The sequence below is a fragment of the Streptomyces actuosus genome, from assembly GCF_016921115.1.
Lineage (GTDB): Bacteria > Actinomycetota > Actinomycetes > Streptomycetales > Streptomycetaceae > Streptomyces > Streptomyces actuosus_A.
On the sequence record NZ_JAFFZS010000055.1, the window covers coordinates 1 to 18,382 of the forward strand.

Annotated in this window: 5 protein-coding genes; all 5 read left to right on the forward strand. The window is 74.8% G+C overall.

Annotated elements, in window-relative coordinates; all coding sequences use genetic code 11:
• Window positions 1–83: 83 nt before the first annotated feature.
• The 5 genes from JS756_RS37745 (at window position 84) to JS756_RS34015 (ending at window position 18,382) form a co-directional block, all read left to right on the forward strand.
• Entirely contained in the window at window positions 84–5,594 is a 5,511-nt protein-coding gene (locus JS756_RS37745; RefSeq protein WP_275892782.1) for a type I polyketide synthase, read from the forward strand.
• Window positions 5,591–5,794: a hypothetical protein gene (locus JS756_RS34000; protein WP_205387135.1), complete on the forward strand. Its 204-nt coding sequence runs from the start codon at window positions 5,591–5,593 to the stop codon at window positions 5,792–5,794. Before JS756_RS37745 ends, JS756_RS34000 begins: the two co-directional genes overlap by 4 nt.
• Complete coding sequence (locus JS756_RS34005) at window positions 5,791–16,878, forward strand: type I polyketide synthase (protein WP_205387136.1); 11,088 nt, start codon at window positions 5,791–5,793, stop codon at window positions 16,876–16,878. Before JS756_RS34000 ends, JS756_RS34005 begins: the two co-directional genes overlap by 4 nt.
• On the forward strand, window positions 16,875–18,125 hold the full coding sequence (locus JS756_RS34010; RefSeq protein WP_240204791.1) for an activator-dependent family glycosyltransferase: 1,251 nt from the start codon (window positions 16,875–16,877) through the stop codon (window positions 18,123–18,125). The genes JS756_RS34005 and JS756_RS34010 overlap by 4 nt, the downstream gene beginning before the upstream one ends.
• Window positions 18,126–18,187: 62 nt before the next feature.
• On the forward strand, window positions 18,188–18,382 hold the full coding sequence (locus tag JS756_RS34015; RefSeq protein WP_205387137.1) for a ferredoxin: 195 nt from the start codon (window positions 18,188–18,190) through the stop codon (window positions 18,380–18,382).

Sequence of the window (18,382 nt, forward strand, 5' to 3'; positions counted from 1 at the left end):
TGGACGCCTTCGCCACCGTTCGTCGCCGCGCCGGGTTGCCGGCCGTCGCGCTGGCCTGGGGGCCGTGGGCTCCGGGGGCGGGCATGACGGCCGAGCTGACCGAAGCCGACCTGCGCCGCATGGCACGGGGTGGGATGGTGCCGCTCAGCCCGGAGCAGGGCCTCGGTGCCTTCGACGTCGCGTGGCGGCGTACCGAAGCGACGCTGGTGCCGATCGCACTGGAACGGAGCGTGCTGCGAGACCGGCAGGCGGTCGCGGCGCTGCCCGCCATGCTGCGGGGACTCGCCGTCGCTCCGGCGCGGCGCACGGCGGCGTCGGCGGCAGGGGACGGCGACGCGGCCCGGGACTTTCGGGCCCGACTCGCCGGTCAGGCGGACGCCGAGCGGGCTACGGCCGTGCTGGACCTCGTCCGCACCCAGACGGCGCTGGTGCTGGGACACCCGAGCGCGGACGCGGTGGAGGCCGGCCGGGACTTCCGGGGCCTGGGCATCGACTCGCTGACCGCCGTCGAACTGCGCAACCGACTCAACGGCGCGACCGGGCTGCGCCTGCCGGCCACCCTCGTGTTCGACTATCCGTCGCCGCAGGCGCTCGCCCGGCACATCTCCGGCCAGCTGCTCGGTGCCCTCGCACCGGCCGACGGCATCGGATCGGTTCCGGTCGTGGTGCCCCGAACCGAGCGTGGCGCGGCCGCCGCGGCCGGAGCCGGGGACGACGCACGCATCGCCGTCGTGGGCATCGGCTGCCGCTTCCCCGGAGGCGTGCGGAGCCCGGAGGAGTTCTGGCAGCTCCTCGGTGACGGGGTGGACGCGATCGGCGCTCCCCCCGTGGACCGCGGCTGGCAGGCGGACGGCATCGAGGGCGGATTCCTGTACGACGCGGCCGAGTTCGACCCGGACTTCTTCGGGATCTCTCCGCGTGAGGCACTGGCGATGGACCCGCAGCAGCGTGTGCTGCTGGAGATCTCCTGGGAGGCGCTGGAACGCGCGGCGATCGATCCGCGGGCTCTCCACGGATCGCGCACCGGGGTGTTCGTCGGCACGAACTACCAGGGTTATGGGTCGGCCGCGCACGCTGTCCCGGAGGACGCCCAGGGCCAGTTGCTGACCGGGCACGCCGCGAGCGTGACCTCCGGCCGGGTCGCCTACGCGCTCGGCCTGGAGGGACCGGCGGTCACGGTGGACACCGCCTGCTCGTCCTCCCTCGTCGCGCTGCACTGGGCCGCGCAGTCGCTGCGGTCCGGCGAGTGCGACCTGGCGCTGGCCGGTGGGGTGACCGTGATGGCCACTCCCGGCGCGTTCGCCGACTTCGACCGGCAGGGCGGCATGGCCGGCGACCACCGGTGCAAACCGTTCTCCGACGACGCCGACGGCACCGGCTGGGGCGAGGGCGCCGGCGTCCTGCTGCTGGAGCGGTTGTCCGACGCCCGCCGGAACAGGCACCCGGTGCTCGCCGTGGTCCGGGGCAGCGCCGTCAATTCGGACGGCGCCAGCAACGGACTGACCGCGCCCAACGGGCCCTCGCAGCAGCGGGTCATCCGGGCCGCGCTGGAGGCCGGCGGGCTCGGCCCGGCAGACGTCGACGCGGTGGAGGCGCACGGCACCGGCACGAGACTGGGCGACCCGATCGAGGCGCAGGCCCTCCTTGCCACCTACGGCCAGGACCGCGAACGCCCCCTGTGGCTGGGCTCGGTGAAGTCGAACATCGGGCACACCCAGGCCGCGGCCGGCGTCGCGGGCGTCATCAAGACGGTGCTGGCGATGCGGCACGGAACGCTCCCGCGCACACTGCACCTGGCCCGACCGACCACGCACGTCGACTGGACGGCGGGCCGCATCCAACTGCTCGCCGAGGCGCAGCCCTGGCCGCGCCCCGGACGCGCGCGCCGGGCCGCCGTGTCGTCGTTCGGCATCAGCGGCACCAACGCCCATGTCGTCCTGGAGGAGGGCGACGCCCCGCACGACGACGTCGACGCTCCCCCCGCGGACAACGGCGCCCCGGCGGCGGCCGCCGGCGGCCCGAACGAGGGCGCCGACACGCCCGGCTCCAGCGCGGCGCCCGTCACCCGGCCGCTCGCCTGGGCCCTCAGCGGACGCACGCCCTCGGCCCTGAGCGGGCAGGCCGAAAGGCTGCGTGCACACCTCGTCGCCCGCCCCGAGCTGGATCCTGCCGACGTCGCGCACTCGCTGGCCACCGGCCGCGCTGCGTTCGAGCACCGGGCGGTGGTGGTCGGCGCCGACCGGGAGGAACTGCTGGCCGGCCTCGCCGCCGTCGGTCGCGGCGAGGACCCCGCGAACATGGTGCGCGGGCGCACCGGACCGGCAGGCCGTACCGCGTTCCTGTTCAGCGGGCAGGGCTCGCAGCGGCCTGGTATGGGCCGCGAGCTCCTCGACCGTTTCCCGGTGTACGCCGACGCCTTCCAGCGGGTCTGCACGGCATTCGCACCGCACCTGGCGGTGCCCCTGGCCGACGTGGTGACGGCCGAGGAGGGCACCAGGCTCGCCCGGCTGCTGGACCGCACCGCCTACACCCAGCCCGCCCTGTTCGCCGTCCACCTGGCCCTGCACGAACTGGTGCGGTCCTGGGGTGTCACCCCGGACGTGTTGACGGGTCACTCCATCGGCGAACTGTCCGCCGCGCACGTGGCCGGTGTGCTGACCCTGCCGGACGCCTGCGCGCTCGTCGCCGCCCGGGGCCGGCTCATGGACGCGCTGCCCGAGGGCGGCGCGATGGCCGCCGTCGAGGCCGCCGAGGACGAGGTGCTGCCGCTGCTCGGGGAGGGTGCCGGTGTCGCCGCGGTCAACGGGCCCCGCGCGATCGTCGTGTCCGGGGACGAGGACGCCGTGTCGGACATCGCCGGTCATTTCGCCGGCCTGGGCCGAAAGACTAGGCGTTTGCGGGTCAGCCATGCGTTTCACTCAGCGCATATGGACGCGATGCTTGCGGAGTTCGAGGAGGTCGCGCGAGGCGTGCGCTACGCGCCGCCCGCGATCCCGATCGTCTCCAACACGACGGGCGAACGGGCCACGGAGGCCGAACTCACCTCGCCGGACCACTGGGTGCGGCACGTGCGGCAGACCGTGCGGTTCGCCGACGGGGTGCGCACCCTCCGCCAGGACGGCGTCGGCGTCTTCGTCGAACTCGGCCCGGACGGCTCGCTGACCGCACTCACCCTCGACACGCTCCAGGACGGCGACACCGACGGTCCGGAGCGGCAGGCCCTCGCCGTGCCCGTGCTGCGCCGCGGCCGGTCCGAACCGGTCGCCGCCCTGCTGGCCGCCGGGACCCTGCACGTGCGCGGACTCGCCGTCCCCCCGACCGGCCTGACCGCCCCGGCCCGCACGGTCGAGCTGCCGACCTACGCCTTCCAGCGCAACCGCTACTGGCCGGCCGCCGCCACACCCGCCGTGGCCGAGGCGCCCGGTGACGCCGACCGGGCGAACGAGGAGTTCTGGGCCGCCGTCGAACGAGGCGACCTCGGTGGCCTCACCGACCGGCCCGACCTGGGAGCCGACACCCCGGTCAGCGAACTGCTGCCCGCGCTCACGTCCTGGCGGCGCCGCCACCGCGAACGGTCCGCACTCGACACCGGCACCTACACGGCAGCCTGGCGGCCCGTGCCGGACGGCGCCCCGCCGGTCCTGTCGGGCACCTGGCTGCTCGTGGTGCCCGCGTCCCGGGCCGACGACCCGTGGACCGACACGCTCGTCAAGGGCCTGACCACGCACGGCGCCCACCCGCTGCCGCTCGTCGTGGACTGCGCCCTCACCGACACGGCCGCCCTCACCGAGCAACTGCGCGCGCTCCCGGAACGGAACACGCTCCAGGGAGTGGTGTCGCTCCTGGCCCTCGACGAGACGGAACCCGCGACCGCGCAGCACACCGCCACCCCCGCAGGCCTCGCGGCTCTGCTCGCCCTCACCCAGGCGCTCGGGGACCTGGAGATCGGCGCGCCCCTGTGGTGCGCCACCTCCGGGGCGGTCGCCGCCACCGACCGGGAGCTTCCCGCCTCGCCCGTGCAGGCCACCGCCTGGGGGCTGGGCCGGGTCGCCGCGCTGGAGGCACCGCAGCGCTGGGGCGGCCTCGTCGACCTTCCGGCCCGCCTCGACGGGCGCACCGCCGAACGGCTCGCCGCGGTGCTCTCCGGCACCACCGGGGAGGACCAGACCGCCGTACGCGCCGGCGGGATCCTCGCCCGGCGTCTCGTCCACACCCGCCCCTCCGCCACCAGCGCGGCCGGGGCGACCGCATGGGACTGCGCCGGACAGACCGTGCTCGTCACCGGCGGAACCGGCGCGCTCGGCGCCCGCGTCGCCCGCCGGCTCGCCGACCGCGGTGCCCGGCACCTGCTGCTGACCGGCCGCCGCGGACCCGACGCCGACGGCGCACAGGCACTGCGCGACGAACTCGCCGCCACGGGAGCCGAGGTGACCCTCGCCGCCTGCGACGCCGCCGACGCCGACGCGCTCGCCGCGCTGCTGGCCGAGCACCCCGTGGACGCCGTGGTGCACGCCGCCGGCGTCCTGGACGACGGGCTTCTGCAGGCGCTCACCCCTGAGCGGCTGGATGCGGTGCTGCGGCCCAAGCTCGCCGCAGCCCGCAACCTCGACCGACTCACCCGCGACCGCGACCTCTCGGCGTTCGTGCTGTTCTCGTCCCTCGCCGGTACCCTCGGGGCGGCCGGTCAGGCCAACTACGCCGCCGCCAACGCCTACCTCGACGCGCTCGCCGCCCGGCGCCGCGCCGAGGGACTGCCCGCCACCTCCGTCGCCTGGGGCCCGTGGGCCGGCGGCGGCATGGCGGCCGGCGGACCGGAGGCCGAGGCCAGGCTGCGCGCCGGGGGAGTCGTCCCGCTCGATCCGGACCTCGCACTCGCCGCGCTGGAGCGGGCCGTCACCGGCACGCAGGCCGCACTGACCGTCGCCGAGTTGGACTGGGACCGCTTCGTCCCCGCCTTCACCGCCGTACGGCCGGCCCCGCTTCTCGCCGAACTCCCCGAAGCACAGGCCCTGCTGCGGCAGTCGGCACAGCAGGGCGGCGCCGACGACACCACGGGCCAAGAGCTGGGCAACCGACTCGCCGGGCTGTCCGAGACCGAACAGGAGCGCGTGCTGCTCCAGGTGGTCCGCGGGCACGTCGCCACCGTCCTCGGACACGGTTCGGTGGACGCCGTCGACCCCGACCGCGCCTTCACCGAACTCGGCTTCGACTCGCTGATGGCGGTCGAGCTGCGCAACCGTCTCGGTGTCGCCGCCGGACTCCAGCTGCCCGCCACGCTCCTGTTCGACCAGCCCACGCCCCGGGTCCTCGCACGCCACCTGCGGTCCCTGGCCGCCCCCGAGGACGGCGGCGGCGCGCCCGTCCTGGACGCCCTCGACCAGTTGGAGGCCGCCCTCGCCCGGCTGGCCGAGGACGACGCACAGCGCGGCCGGATCGCCTCACGCCTGCTTTCGCTCTCCTCCCGCTGGGGCGGCGCGGGAGAGACCAGAGCCGAGTGGACGGATGACGGAGCGGGCCCGCTGCAGGAACGGATCGAGTCCGCGGGAGCGGAGGAGATCTTCGACCTCATCGACAACGACCTCGGCATCTCATGAGCGCATCCAGGAGGAGGACCGCGGCCGTGACCGGTGGTGGCAGCAGGACCGGCACACCGGCCGCCCCCACGAGCGGAAGCGGGGCCGCCGCCGCCGTCCCCGTCGCATCCGCCGCCCTCCGCACGGCGCCCGCCCTCACTCGGTCGGCGCCCGCCACCGCCACGACCGACACGACCTTCCAGGTGGGTGAGTACGCGTGAACGAGCAGGAGAAGCTCCTCAGCTACCTCAAGAAGGTCACCGGTGACCTGCACGAGACCCGCAGACGGCTGCGCGAGGCAGAGTCCGCCTCCCGGGAACCGGTCGCCGTCGTCGCGATGGGCTGCCGCTTCCCGGGCGGCGCCGACTCGCCCGAGGCGCTGTGGCGCTTGCTGGCCTCGGGCACGGACGCCGTCACCGATTGGCCCACCGACCGCGGCTGGAACCTCGCCGACCACTACGACCCCGAGCCCGGCCGCCCCGGGAAGACGTACAGCACCCGCGGCGGGGCCCTCGCCGACGCGGGTGACTTCGACGCGTCGTTCTTCGGGATCTCGCCGCGCGAGGCCCTGGCCATGGACCCCCAGCAGCGGCTGCTGCTGGAGATCTCCTGGGAGGCGTTCGAGCGGGCCGGGATCGACCCGACAAGCCTGCGCGGATCCCGCACCGGTGTCTTCGCCGGCACCAACGGCCAGGACTACCCGGCGCTGCTGCTCGCCTCGCAGGAGAGCCTGGAAGGCCACATCGGCACCGGCAACGCCGCAAGCGTCGTCTCCGGCCGCGTCGCCTACACCCTCGGCCTGGAGGGCCCCGCGGTCACCGTGGACACCGCCTGCTCCTCCTCCCTCGTCGCCCTGCACCTGGCGGTGCGGGCACTGCGCGCCCGGGAGTGCGACCTGGCGCTGGCCGGCGGCGTCACCGTGATGTCCACACCAGGTCTCTTCCTGGAGTTCAGCCGGCAGCGAGGCCTCGCCCCGGACGGCCGGTGCAAGGCGTTCGCCGACGCGGCCGACGGCACCGGCTGGGCCGAGGGAGCCGGCATGCTGCTCGTCGAGCGGCTCGCCGACGCCCGCCGCCTCGGGCACCCCGTGCTCGCCGTGGTCCGCGGCAGCGCCGTCAACCAGGACGGCGCCTCCAACGGGCTGACCGCCCCCAACGGTCCCGCCCAGCAGCGCGTCATCCGGCAGGCCCTCGCCGACGCCCGGCTGTCCGCCGCCGACGTCGACGCCGTCGAGGCCCATGGCACCGGCACGACACTGGGCGACCCGATCGAGGCGCAGGCCCTCCTCGCCACCTACGGCCAGGACCGCGAACGCCCCCTGTGGCTGGGGTCGGTGAAGTCGAACATCGGGCACACCCAGGCCGCGGCCGGCGTCGCGGGCGTCATCAAGACGGTACTGGCCATGCAGCACGGGTTGCTGCCCCGCACCCTCCACGTCGACCGCCCCACCGGACACGTCGACTGGACCGCGGGCCGAGTCGAACTGCTCACCGAGAACGGACCCTGGCCCGCCGGGGACCACCCCCGCACGGCAGGTGTCTCGTCCTTCGGCGTCAGCGGCACCAACGCCCACGTCATCCTGGAACAACCCACTCCCGAACCGTCGGACCCCGCAGAACCGGCCCCGCGGGACACCGGAGAGACCACCGACCCCGACGCCCGGACCCGCCGCCTCCACCCCACGCTCCCGTACGTCGTCTCCGCCCGCAGCGCCGCAGCGCTCCGCGCCCAGGCCGCCGCGCTGCACGCCCGGCTCCGCGCCGACGCCGACCAACCCGACGCCCCTGCCCCGCACGACGTGGCGTGGTCGCTGGCCGCCACCCGCGCCACCCTGGAACACCGCGCGGTGCTCCTCGCCGACGACCGGACGGAACTGCTGCACGGCCTGGAGTCCCTGGCCTCCGGCACACCGGCGGCCGGGCTGGTGCGGGGCCTGGCCGACGTCGACGGCCGCACCGTCCTCGTCTTCCCCGGCCAGGGCCCCCAGTGGCCCGGCATGGCCACCGAACTCCTCGACACCGAGCCCGCGTTCCGCGAGCACTTCACCGCCTGCGCGAGCGCCGTGGAGAAGTACGTCGACTGGTCCGCGGAAGCCGTCCTGCGCGGCGCCGACGGAGCCCCGACCCTGGACCGCGTGGACGTCGTCCAGCCCCTGCTGTTCGTGACCATGGTGTCGCTGGCCCGGCTCTGGCAGGCCCGCGGGGTGCGCCCGGACGCCGTCGTCGGCCACAGCCAGGGCGAGATCGCCGCCGCCTGCGTCGCCGGAGCACTCACCCTGGACGACGCGGCACGCGTCGTCGTCCTGCGCAGCAGGGCCATCACCGCACTCGCCGGACGCGGAGGGATGGCCTCCGTCCTGCTGCCCGTCGCCGAGGTGGAAGGGCACCTGACCCGCCGGGACGGGCGACTCTCGCTCGCCGCCGTCAACGGCCCGGCCTCCGTCGTCGTCTCCGGCGACGCCGACGCCGTCCGCGACCTGGTCGCCGACCTCACCGCCGCCGGCGCCCAGGCCCGGCAGATCCCCGTCGACTACGCCTCCCACTCCGCGCAGGTCGAGGCGATCCGCGACCGCCTGCTGACCGACCTCGCCCCCGTGCGTCCGCAGGCCGCGCAGGTGCCGTTCTTCTCCACCGTCACCTGCGACTGGCTCGGCACCGAACGCCTCGACGCCGGATACTGGTACGAGAACCTGCGCCGCACCGTCCGCTTCGCCGACGCCGTACGCGCCCTCGCCGCCCAGGACTTCCGCTCGTTCGTCGAGTCCAGCCCCCACCCCGTACTCACCGCCGCCGTCCGCGACACCCTGGACGAGGACGGCCGCACGGGCACCGTCGTCACCGGCACCCTGCGCCGCGGCGAGGGCGGGCCGCGCCGCTTCCACACCTCACTCGCCGAACTCACCGTACGCGGCGGCGCGGCCGTCGACTGGCCCGCCCTCATCGGCACCGGCACCCGCGTCGACCTGCCCACCTACGCCTTCCAGCACCGCACCTACTGGCCCACCCCCGCCCTCCCGTCCGCCGACGCCGCCACCGACCTCGACTCCCGGTTCTGGCAGACCGTCGAGAACGGCGAGACCGCACCGCTGGCCTCCGCCCTCCACCTCGACGAGGACACCCTGGCCACGGTCCTGCCCGCCCTGAGCGACTACCGTCGGCGCAGCAGGGAGAACGCCACCGCGGACGGCTGGCGCTACCGCGTCACATGGAAGCCCCTGCCCGCCCCCCGAACCCCCGTCCTGACCGGCACCTGGCTCGTCGCGGTACCCGCCGCGCACCAGGACCCGGACCATCCCGGTCACAACCGCGCGACCGCCGTGACAGACGCGCTCGCCCGGGCCGGCGCCACCCCCGTCACCGTCGCCGTCGCGGCCGACGACGACCGCGACCGGACAGCGGAGCTCCTGCGCGCCACCGGACAGGACCGGCCGCGCGCCGTGCTGTCGCTGCTCGCCCTCGACGAGAACGACCACCCCTCCCTGCCCGGCCTGCCCCGCGCCTTCTCGGCCACCGTCGCCCTCGTCCAGGCCCTCGACGACCTCGGGCTGGAGGCACCCGTCTGGTTCGCCACCCGAGGCGCCGTCGCCACCGGCCCCGCGGAGACCGTCGACGCCCCGCAGCAGGCCCTCGTGTGGGGGTTCGGCCGGGTCGTGGCCCTCGAACAGCCCCAGCGGTGGGGCGGCCTGATCGACCTGCCCGCCGACCTCGACACCCACGCCGCCGATCGGCTCACCGCCGCCCTGGCCGACGCCGGGCACGAGGACCAGCTCGCCGTCCGCACCACCGGCCTGCTCGTGCGCCGCCTCGTCCGCGCTGCCACCGGAGGCCTCGGCGCCCGCCGCGGCTGGACCCCCACCGGCACCGTCCTCGTCACCGGAGGGACCGGCGCCCTCGGCCGCCAGGTCGCCCGCCGCCTCGCCCGCCAGGGCGCCCCCGGCCTGCTGCTCCTCAGCCGCACCGGCCCCGACGCCCCCGGCGCGGCGGAACTGACGACCGAACTCACCGAACTCGGCGCCGGACACGTCGACATCGTCGCCTGCGACGTCTCCGATCGCGACCAGCTCGCCGCCGCACTCACCGCCGTCCCCGGCGAACGCGCCCTCACCGCGGTCTTCCACACCGCCGCCGTCCTGCACGACGGCGTCATCACCTCCCTCACCCCCGGCCGACTCGCCGAGGCCCTGAGAGTGAAGGTGGGGGGCGCCCGCAACCTCGACGCCCTCACCGCCCACCTCGACCTGACCGCCTTCGTCCTGTTCTCCTCCACCGCCGGCACCATCGGCGCCCCCGGACACGCCAACTACGCGCCCGGCAACGCCCTCCTCGACGCCCTCGCCCAGCAGCGCCGCGCCGCGGGCCTGCCCGCCACCGCCATCGCCTGGGGGCCCTGGGCCGACGGCGGCATGGCCGAGGGCTCCGTCGGTGCACGCCTGCAACGGCACGGCGTGCGCCCCATGGACCCCGATCTCGCCCTCGGAGCACTCCAGCAGGCCCTCGACCACGACGACACCACCGTCGCCGTCACCGACATCGACTGGGACCTGTTCGCCCACGCCTACACCACGAGCCGCCCCCGACCCTTCATCGACGACCTGCCCGACGCCCGGCGCGCCCTGGCCGGGCGTCGGGCACCCCACGAGACGCACGCCGGAGCCGACGCCGACACCCCCGGCACCGACGACCTCGCCGGGCAGCTCGCCACGCTCGCCGCACCCGAACAGCGCGCCGCCCTGGAGGAACTCGTCCGCGCCCACGTCGCTGTCGTCCTGGACCACACCGGACCGCAGGACGTCGAACCCACCCGCTCCTTCCGGGAACTCGGCTTCGACTCGCTCACCGCCGTCGAACTGCGCAACGCGCTCAGCGGCTCCCTGGGCCGCCCCCTGCCCGCCACCCTCGTCTTCGACTACCCGACCCCGGCCGCCCTCGCCGAACACCTCCGCGGCACTCTCGCTCCGGCCTCCGGCGCCACCGGGAACGCCACCGCGCTGCCCGCGCCGCGCGCCACCGACGACGACCCGATCGTCATCACGTCGATGAGCTGCCGTTTCCCGGGCGGCGCTCACACCCCGGAGGCGTTCTGGCGGCTGCTCGCCGACGGCACCGACGCCATCACGGCCTGGCCCGACGACCGCGGCTGGGACGTCGACCACCTCTACCACCCCGAACCCGGCGTGCCCGGCCGGGCCAGCACCCGCCGCGGCGGCTTCCTCGACCACGTCGCCGACTTCGACGCCGGCTTCTTCGGTGTCTCGCCGCGTGAGGCGCTGGCGATGGACCCCCAGCAGCGGCTGCTGCTGGAGCTGGCCTGGGAGGCGTTCGAGCGGGCCGGCATCGACCCGACGACCCTGCGCGGATCCCGCACCGGCGTCTTCGCCGGCACCAACTACCAGGACTACGCCTCCCGCCCCCTCGATCCGGCCGATGCCGAGGAGGTCGCCGGCCACCTCGGCACCGGCAACTCCGCCAGTGTGCTGTCGGGCCGCCTCTCGTACACCCTCGGTCTGGAGGGTCCTGCGGTGACGGTGGACACGGCGTGTTCGTCGGCTCTGGTGGCGTTGCATCTGGCGGTGCAGGCGGTGCGGGCGGGTGAGTGTGATCTGGCGTTGGCGGGTGGGGTGACGGTGATGTCGACGCCGGGTCTCTTCCTGGATTTCTCGCGGCAGCGGGGGTTGGCGTCGGACGGTCGGTGCAAGGCGTTCTCGGATGCGGCGGACGGTGCCGGGTTCGCCGAGGGTGCGGGTCTGGTGGTGGTGGAGCGGTTGTCGGTTGCGCGCCGTGGTGGGCGTCGGGTGTGGGCGGTGGTGGCGGGTTCGGCGGTGAATCAGGACGGTGCGTCGAACGGGTTGACGGCGCCGAACGGTCCGTCGCAGCAGCGGGTGATCCGGCAGGCGTTGGCGGGTGCCGGGTTGGTTCCGGGGGATGTGGATGCGGTGGAGGCGCACGGCACGGGGACGTCGCTGGGTGATCCGATCGAGGCGCAGGCGCTGCTGGCCACTTATGGTCAGGGGCGTGAGCGGCCGTTGTGGTTGGGGTCGGTGAAGTCGAACATCGGGCACACGCAGGCCGCGGCCGGTGTGGCGGGTGTGATCAAGATGGTGCTGGCTCTGCACCACGGGGTGCTGCCGCGCACGCTGCACGCCGAGCGTCCGTCCTCCCATGTGGACTGGTCCGCCGGCGCGGTGGAACTCCTCGACACGGACACCTCCTGGCCGCGGGCCGCAGGGCACGTACGCCGTGCCGGCGTCTCGTCGTTCGGCATCAGCGGTACGAACGCGCACGTGGTGCTGGCGGAGCCACCGGCCGATGCCGATGCGGACGCCGATGCCGGGGCTGGTGTGTCGGTGGCCGGTGGTGTGGTGCCGTGGGTGGTGTCGGGTCGTACGGTTGCGGCGTTGCGGGCTCAGGCGGGGCGGTTGGCGGAGTTCGTGTCCGGTGACGCGGGTGTGGATGTCGTCGGTGTGGCGGGGGCGTTGGTGAGGTCGCGGTCGTTGTTCGAGCAGCGGGCTGTGGTGTGGGGTGCCGGCCGGGAGGGGTTGGTGCGGGCGCTGCGGGCCGTTGCTGCGGGTGAGGAGGCGGTGGACGCGGTCACGGGTGTGGTCCGGCGTGATGTGCGGACCGCGTTCCTGTTCGCGGGTCAGGGCTCGCAACGTCCGGATATGGGGCGTGAGTTGTATGAGGGGTGTCCGGTGTTCGCGGATGCCTTCGATGCGGTGTGCGCGCATCTGGACACCGAACTGCCGTGCTCGTTGCGGGAGGTCGTGTTCGGTGAGGATGCGGACCGGCTGGATCGGACGGAGTTCGCGCAGCCTGCGTTGTTCGCTCTTGAGGTGGCGTTGTTCCGGTTGCTGGAGTCGTGGGGTGTGCGGCCGGATGTGCTGGTGGGGCATTCGATCGGTGAGATAGCTGCGGCGTATGTGGCGGGGGTGTGGTCGTTTGAGGATGCGTGTCGTCTGGTGGTGGCGCGGGGTCGGTTGATGCAGGCGTTGCCGGCGGGTGGGGCGATGGTGGCGGTGCAGGCGTCCGAGGAGGAGGTGCTGCCGCTGCTGGACGGTGTGCGGGTGGGTATTGCCGCGGTGAACGGTCCGCGGGCGGTGGTCGTCTCGGGCGTGGCCGAGGCGGTGGAGGAGGTCGCGGCCCACTTCCGTGCCCAGGACCGCAAGGTGACGGCGCTGCGGGTCAGCCATGCCTTCCACTCGCCGCTGATGGAGCCGATGCTCGCCGACTTCCGGGCCGTGGCCCAGGAGTTGTCGTACGCACGGCCGCAGCTGTCGGTGGTGTCCACGGTGACCGGTGCGATCGCCACCGCCGAGGAGTTGATGTCTTCGGAGTACTGGGTGGGTCAGGTCCGTCAGGCGGTGCGTTTCGCGGATGCTGTCGGGGTGCTTGTCGGGCAGGGGGTGGGTCGGTTCGTGGAGTTGGGTCCCGACGGCACCCTCACTGCTCTGGCGCAGGGGTGTCTGGAGGAGCCGGGGGCTTCGGTGCTGGTGCCTGTTCTGCGGGGGGATCGGCCCGAGGCCGTCTCCTTGCTGGGGGCGTTGGCCCGGGTGCACGTGGACGGGGCCGGTGTCGACTGGGCCGGGCAGTTGCCCGTCACCGCGCCGGTGCAACTGCCGACCTACGCCTTCCAACGCCGCCGCCACTGGCTCGCCGCTTCCGTGCAGCCGGGCGACGTCACCGCCGCCGGGCTGGAACGGCCCGGACACCCGCTCCTGTCCGCGGCCGTCCGGGTCGCCGACACCGGCGGGCTGGTGTTCAGCGGCCTGCTGTCCCCGCGCACGGTCCCCTGGCTCGCCGACCACCAGGTGCTGGGTCGGGCCATCCTGCCCGCCACCGCCTACCTCGAACTGGCCGTGCATGCCGGCGACCAGGTCGGCCTCGGGCAGGTCGCCGAACTCACCCTGGAGACGCCGCTGGTGCTGTCCGAGCACGGCTCCGCGCAGTTCCAGCTCACGCTCGCGGGCCCCGACGAGGACGGGCGGCGGGCGTTCAGCGTCCACTCGCGGGCCGCAGACGCCGGTCCCGACGGGCCGTGGACCCGGCACGCGCAGGGCCTGCTCACCGAGGAGCCGGAGACGGCCCCGTCGGCCGGCGCCTACCTCGCTGCATGGCCGCCGCCGGGGGCCATGCGGGTCGAGCCCGGCGGACCGGGCACGCCGGAGGAGGACGGTGACTGGTACGAGGGGTTCGCGGCCGGAGGGTTCGGCTACGGGCCCGCGTTCCGCGGACTCGGCAGGGTCTGGCGACGAGACACGGACATCTTCGCGGAGGTCGCGCTGCCGGAGACCCACCGCGCTGACGCGACCCGGTACGGAATCCACCCGGCACTGCTGGACGCGGCCGTGCAGACGCTGCTCGTGCGCGCCTTGGACGGTGCGGACGGGGAGGCTGCGGCCACACTGCCGTTCGCCTGGCACGGCGTCCGCCTCCACGCGACCGGCGCGAGCACGCTGCGCGTCCACCTGGCCCCCGGCGAACGCCCCGACACGTACACGGTGTCCGCCGCCGGCCCCGACGGCCGGCCCGTCGTCACCGCCGGCGGTCTCGTCCTGCGCCGGATCGCCTCCGGGCACCTCCCGGGCGCGCGCGGCACCGGACCGGCCGACGCGACACCGCTGCTGGTCCAGCGCTGGCGGCCCGCCGACCCGCAGCCCGACGCCCCCGCCGCGGAGACCGTGCGCTGGGCCCTGCTGGGCAAGGGCGACGGCGGCCTGGGCGAGACACTGGACGCGTCCGGGGTGCACCTGGAGTGCTACGCGGACCTCGCCTCCCTCGCCGCGGCCGTCGACACCGGCACCGCACCGCCCCGGATCGTCCTGACCACCTGCACCGCCGCACCCGGCGCGCCCGTGCCCGAGGCCACCCGGGAACTGCTGGCGACAGCCGCGGACCTGATCCGTACCTGGGTGGACGACGACCGCCTCACCGGCTCCCGCCTCGTCCTGGTCACCCGGGGCGCGCTGGGCACGACCCGGGACGAGGACGTGACGGACCTCCCGGCCGCCGCCCTGTGGGGGCTCGCGCGATCCGCCCAGCTGGAGCACCCCCACCGGCTGCACCTGCTCGATCTCGACACGGTGAGCGCCCCCGGCACCCACGGCACCCGGGCCGCGGTCACGGCGGCGATCGCCGCCGCGCACCCGCAGGCCGCCGTCCGCTCCGGAACACTGCTGCTGCCCGACCTGCACCCGGTGGACAGGGCGGCCGGGGACGGCACACCTCCGGCGTCCCACGGAGAGACGGACCGCACCGCCCGGGGCGCCGCGATCGAGCCGGACCACTGCCCGTCGGGCGCCCCGTTCGACACGGACGGCACCGTGCTCGTCACCGGAGCGACCGGCGCCCTCGGTGGCCTGGTGACCCGGCATCTGGTCACCGCCCACGGGGCCCGCCGGCTGCTGCTGGCCTCCCGGCGCGGCACCGACGTTCCGGGCGCCGGCACCCTGCTCGCCGACCTCGCCGCCCACGGCGCCGAGGCCACGCTCGTCGCCTGCGACGTCGCCGACCCCGCCGAGGTGGAGGCGCTGCTCGCCCGCGTACCCCGAGACCGTCCCCTCACGGCCGTCGTCCACATCGCCGGAGCCGTCGACGACGCCACCCTGGCCTCACTGACCGATGCCCAGCTCGACGCCGTACTGCGACCGAAGGCCGACGCGGCCTGGCTGCTGCATCGACTGACGGAGCATCAGGACCTGTCGGCGTTCGTGCTGTTCTCCTCGGCCGCGGGCACCTTCGGGGCGGCGGGCCAGAGTGCCTACGCCGCCGCGAACGCGTTCCTCGACGGGCTGGCCCGCCACCGCCGGGCCCGGGGCCTGGCCGCCACGTCCGTGGCCTGGGGTCTGTGGGCCGCCGACAGCGGCATGACCGCCGGTCTGGGCGCCGCCGACCGGGAGCGGATGGCCCGCTCCGGGATGCTGCCGCTCACCTCCGGGGCGGGTCTCGCCCTGCTCGACGAGGCGTTGACCGCACTCGACGCGGCGGTGGTGGCCGTGGCACGTCAGCGGTCGGCCGCCACCCGCGCCCGGACGCGCCGATCCGCGGCCGCCGGATCACCGGCCGACGAGGGGCGGGCACTGGGCGCCCGGCTGGCCGGCCTCGACACCGCGCAGCGGCTCTCCGCACTGCTGGACACGGTCCGTGCCCAGGTCGCCGTGGTCCTCGGGCACGACACGACCGACGAGGTGCCGCCCGACCGGCACTTCGCGGAGCTCGGCTTCGACTCGCTCACCGCGGTCGAACTGCGCAACCGGCTCGGCTCACTCACCGGCTTCCGGCTGCCCCCGACACTCGTCTTCGACGCCGACACGCCCCGGATGCTCGCGGCGGACCTCGCCGCACGGTTCGCGTCGGCCGCCGCGGACCCGGCGGCATCCTCCGGAGACCGGCCCGGTACGGAGCCCGAGCGGTCCGGGGCGCGCCCGGAGGACACCGTGGGAGCCCTGTTCCGCACCGCCTGCCGACAGGGCCGGGTCGACGACGGCTTCGCACTGCTGCAGGCGGTCGCCGAGCTCCGGCCCGTCGTCGACGCGCCGGACGGCCTGACCGGCCCCGCCGCCGGACTGCGGCTGGCCGCCGGGGACGAGGGGGTCCCGCTCGTCTGCTTCAGCTCCTACGTGGCACTGGCCGGCGTGCACCAGTACGCGCGCTTCGCCTCGGCGTTCCGCGGGCGCCGGGACGTCTGGGCGCTGCCCACCCCCGGATTCGGGCGCGGCCAGCCGTTGCCCGCCTCGCTGGACGTGGTCGCCCGCACCCAGGCCGAATGGGCCCTGCGCTGCGCCGACGGGCGGCCCTTCGTCCTCACCGGGTCCTCCTCCGGAGGCGTCCTGGCACTGGCCGCCGCCCGCCATCTGGAGAAGGCCGGGCAGCCGCCGCTCGGCGTGGCGCTGCTCGACACCTACATGCCGCGCGCCGACTCGCCGTTCACCCGCTTCTCGGCCGAGATGCTCGCGGGGATGTTCGACCGGGAGTCGATGTTCGCGGCGATGGACGCCGACCGGCTGTCCGCGATGAGCTGGTACATCCACATGATCGGCGAATGGGACCCGGGTGCCCTGTCCGTGCCCGTGCTGCTGGCGCGCCCGAGCGAACCACCGGCCGGCGTCGCCGAGCAGGGACCCGTCGAACCGGGGGAGTGGCAGAGCTCCTGGGACGGCGCCGACCACGTGGTGAACGTGCCCGGCAACCACTTCACGATGATGGAGTCCCACGCCGCCACCACCGCGGGCGCCCTCACCAGCTGGATCGACACGGTGCTGCCGCCGTACGCCGCCGGCCGCGAACCGGCCCACCGAACCGAGGGAGCATGATGCGGGTCCTGTTCGTCAGCCTGTCCGAGAAGTCCCACATCTATCTGATGGCCCCGCTCGCGTGGGCATTCGCCGCCGCCGGCCACGAGGTACGCGTGGCGAGCCAGCCCATGGCCACCGAAGCCATCGTCCGCGCCGGACTCACCGCCGTGCCGGTCGGCCGCGACCATGCCATCCACCGCGACATGTCGGCCTACCGCGAGTCGCAGGACTACCGGACGGCGAACTGGAGCCGCTGCGAACGCGCCGACGTCGACTGGTCCGAGCTGAAGGAACGTTACGAACTGAGCGTCCCCTACGCGTTCGCCGTCTACAACGACTCCATGATCGACGACCTGGCTGCCTTCGCGCAGAGCTGGCGGCCCGACCTCGTCGTGCGGGACCCCCTCGCCTACGCGGGTGCCGTCGCCGCCCGGATCAGTGGAGCGGCGCACGTACGGTCGATGTGGTGCGCCGACGTGTGGGGCCGCACCCGGCAGACCTATCTGGAGCTGATGGCGGAACAGCCCGAGGCCGAGCGCGTGGACCCGCTGGCCGAGTGGCTGGCCGCCCGGTCGGAGCCGTTCGGACTGTCCTGCGACGAGGAGATGCTGCACGGCCAGGCCACCATCAGCACCCTGCCGCCCGCCCTGTCCGTCCCGACGGCCTCCCCGGAACTGCCCATGCGGCACGTTCCGTACAACGGACGCGCGGTGGTGTGGGACTGGCTGCGCGAGGCTCCGAAGAAGCCGCGGGTCTGTCTGAGCCTGGGCGCCTCCAACACCGAGGACTACGGCGGCGACTACGTGAACGTGCCGGAGATCCTCGACGCCCTGGCCGAGGAGGACGTCGAGGTGGTCGCCGCGCTCCTGCCCTCCCAGCGCGAGCGTCTCACCTCCGTCCCCGACAACGCCCGGGCCGTCGACTCGGTGGCCCTGCACACCCTCCTGCCGACCTGCTCGGCCCTCATCCACCACGGCGGCTACGGCAGCTTCGCCACCGCCATCGTCGCCGGGGTGCCCCAGCTGATGCTCTCCACGCTCGTCTCCGACCACGAACTGCGCGGACGCGCCCTGGAACGCGCCGGCGCCGGCGTCTACCTGCACCACCGCGACGCCACCGCGGACAAGGTCCGCGACCACGTCCGCCGACTCACCGGGCAGCCGGACGCAGGGGAGGCGGCCAGGCGGCTGCGAGCCCGGTGCGAGGCCATGCCGAGCCCCGCCGAGCTGGTGGCGTCCCTCGAACGGCTGGCCGAGGTCCGCTGACCCGGAACACGAACAGCCACAGCGACACCAAGACGACCAGCAACAGGAACAGGACGGACACCATGAAGATCATCGTTGACCGTGAGCGCTGTGTCGGAGCCGGCCAGTGCGTGCTGGCCGCCGCCGGAGTGTTCGACCAGAGCCGTGAGGACGGCCTGGTCGAACTGCTGCAGGCCGAACCGCCGCAGGACCGGCACGCCGCCGTGACGGAGGCGGAGTTGATCTGCCCCTCCGGCGCCATCGAGATCCGGTCCTGA

Bases quoted from the DNA above. Each gene is read 5' to 3' on its own strand.
- JS756_RS34000 (WP_205387135.1), top strand. From the start codon at position 5,591: ATGAGCGCATCCAGGAGGAGGACCGCGGCCGTGACCGGTGGTGGCAGC.
- JS756_RS34015 (WP_205387137.1), top strand. From the start codon at position 18,188: ATGAAGATCATCGTTGACCGTGAGCGCTGTGTCGGAGCCGGCCAGTGC.
- JS756_RS37745 (WP_275892782.1), top strand. From the start codon at position 84: ATGACGGCCGAGCTGACCGAAGCCGACCTGCGCCGCATGGCACGGGGT.
- JS756_RS34010 (WP_240204791.1), top strand. From the start codon at position 16,875: ATGATGCGGGTCCTGTTCGTCAGCCTGTCCGAGAAGTCCCACATCTAT.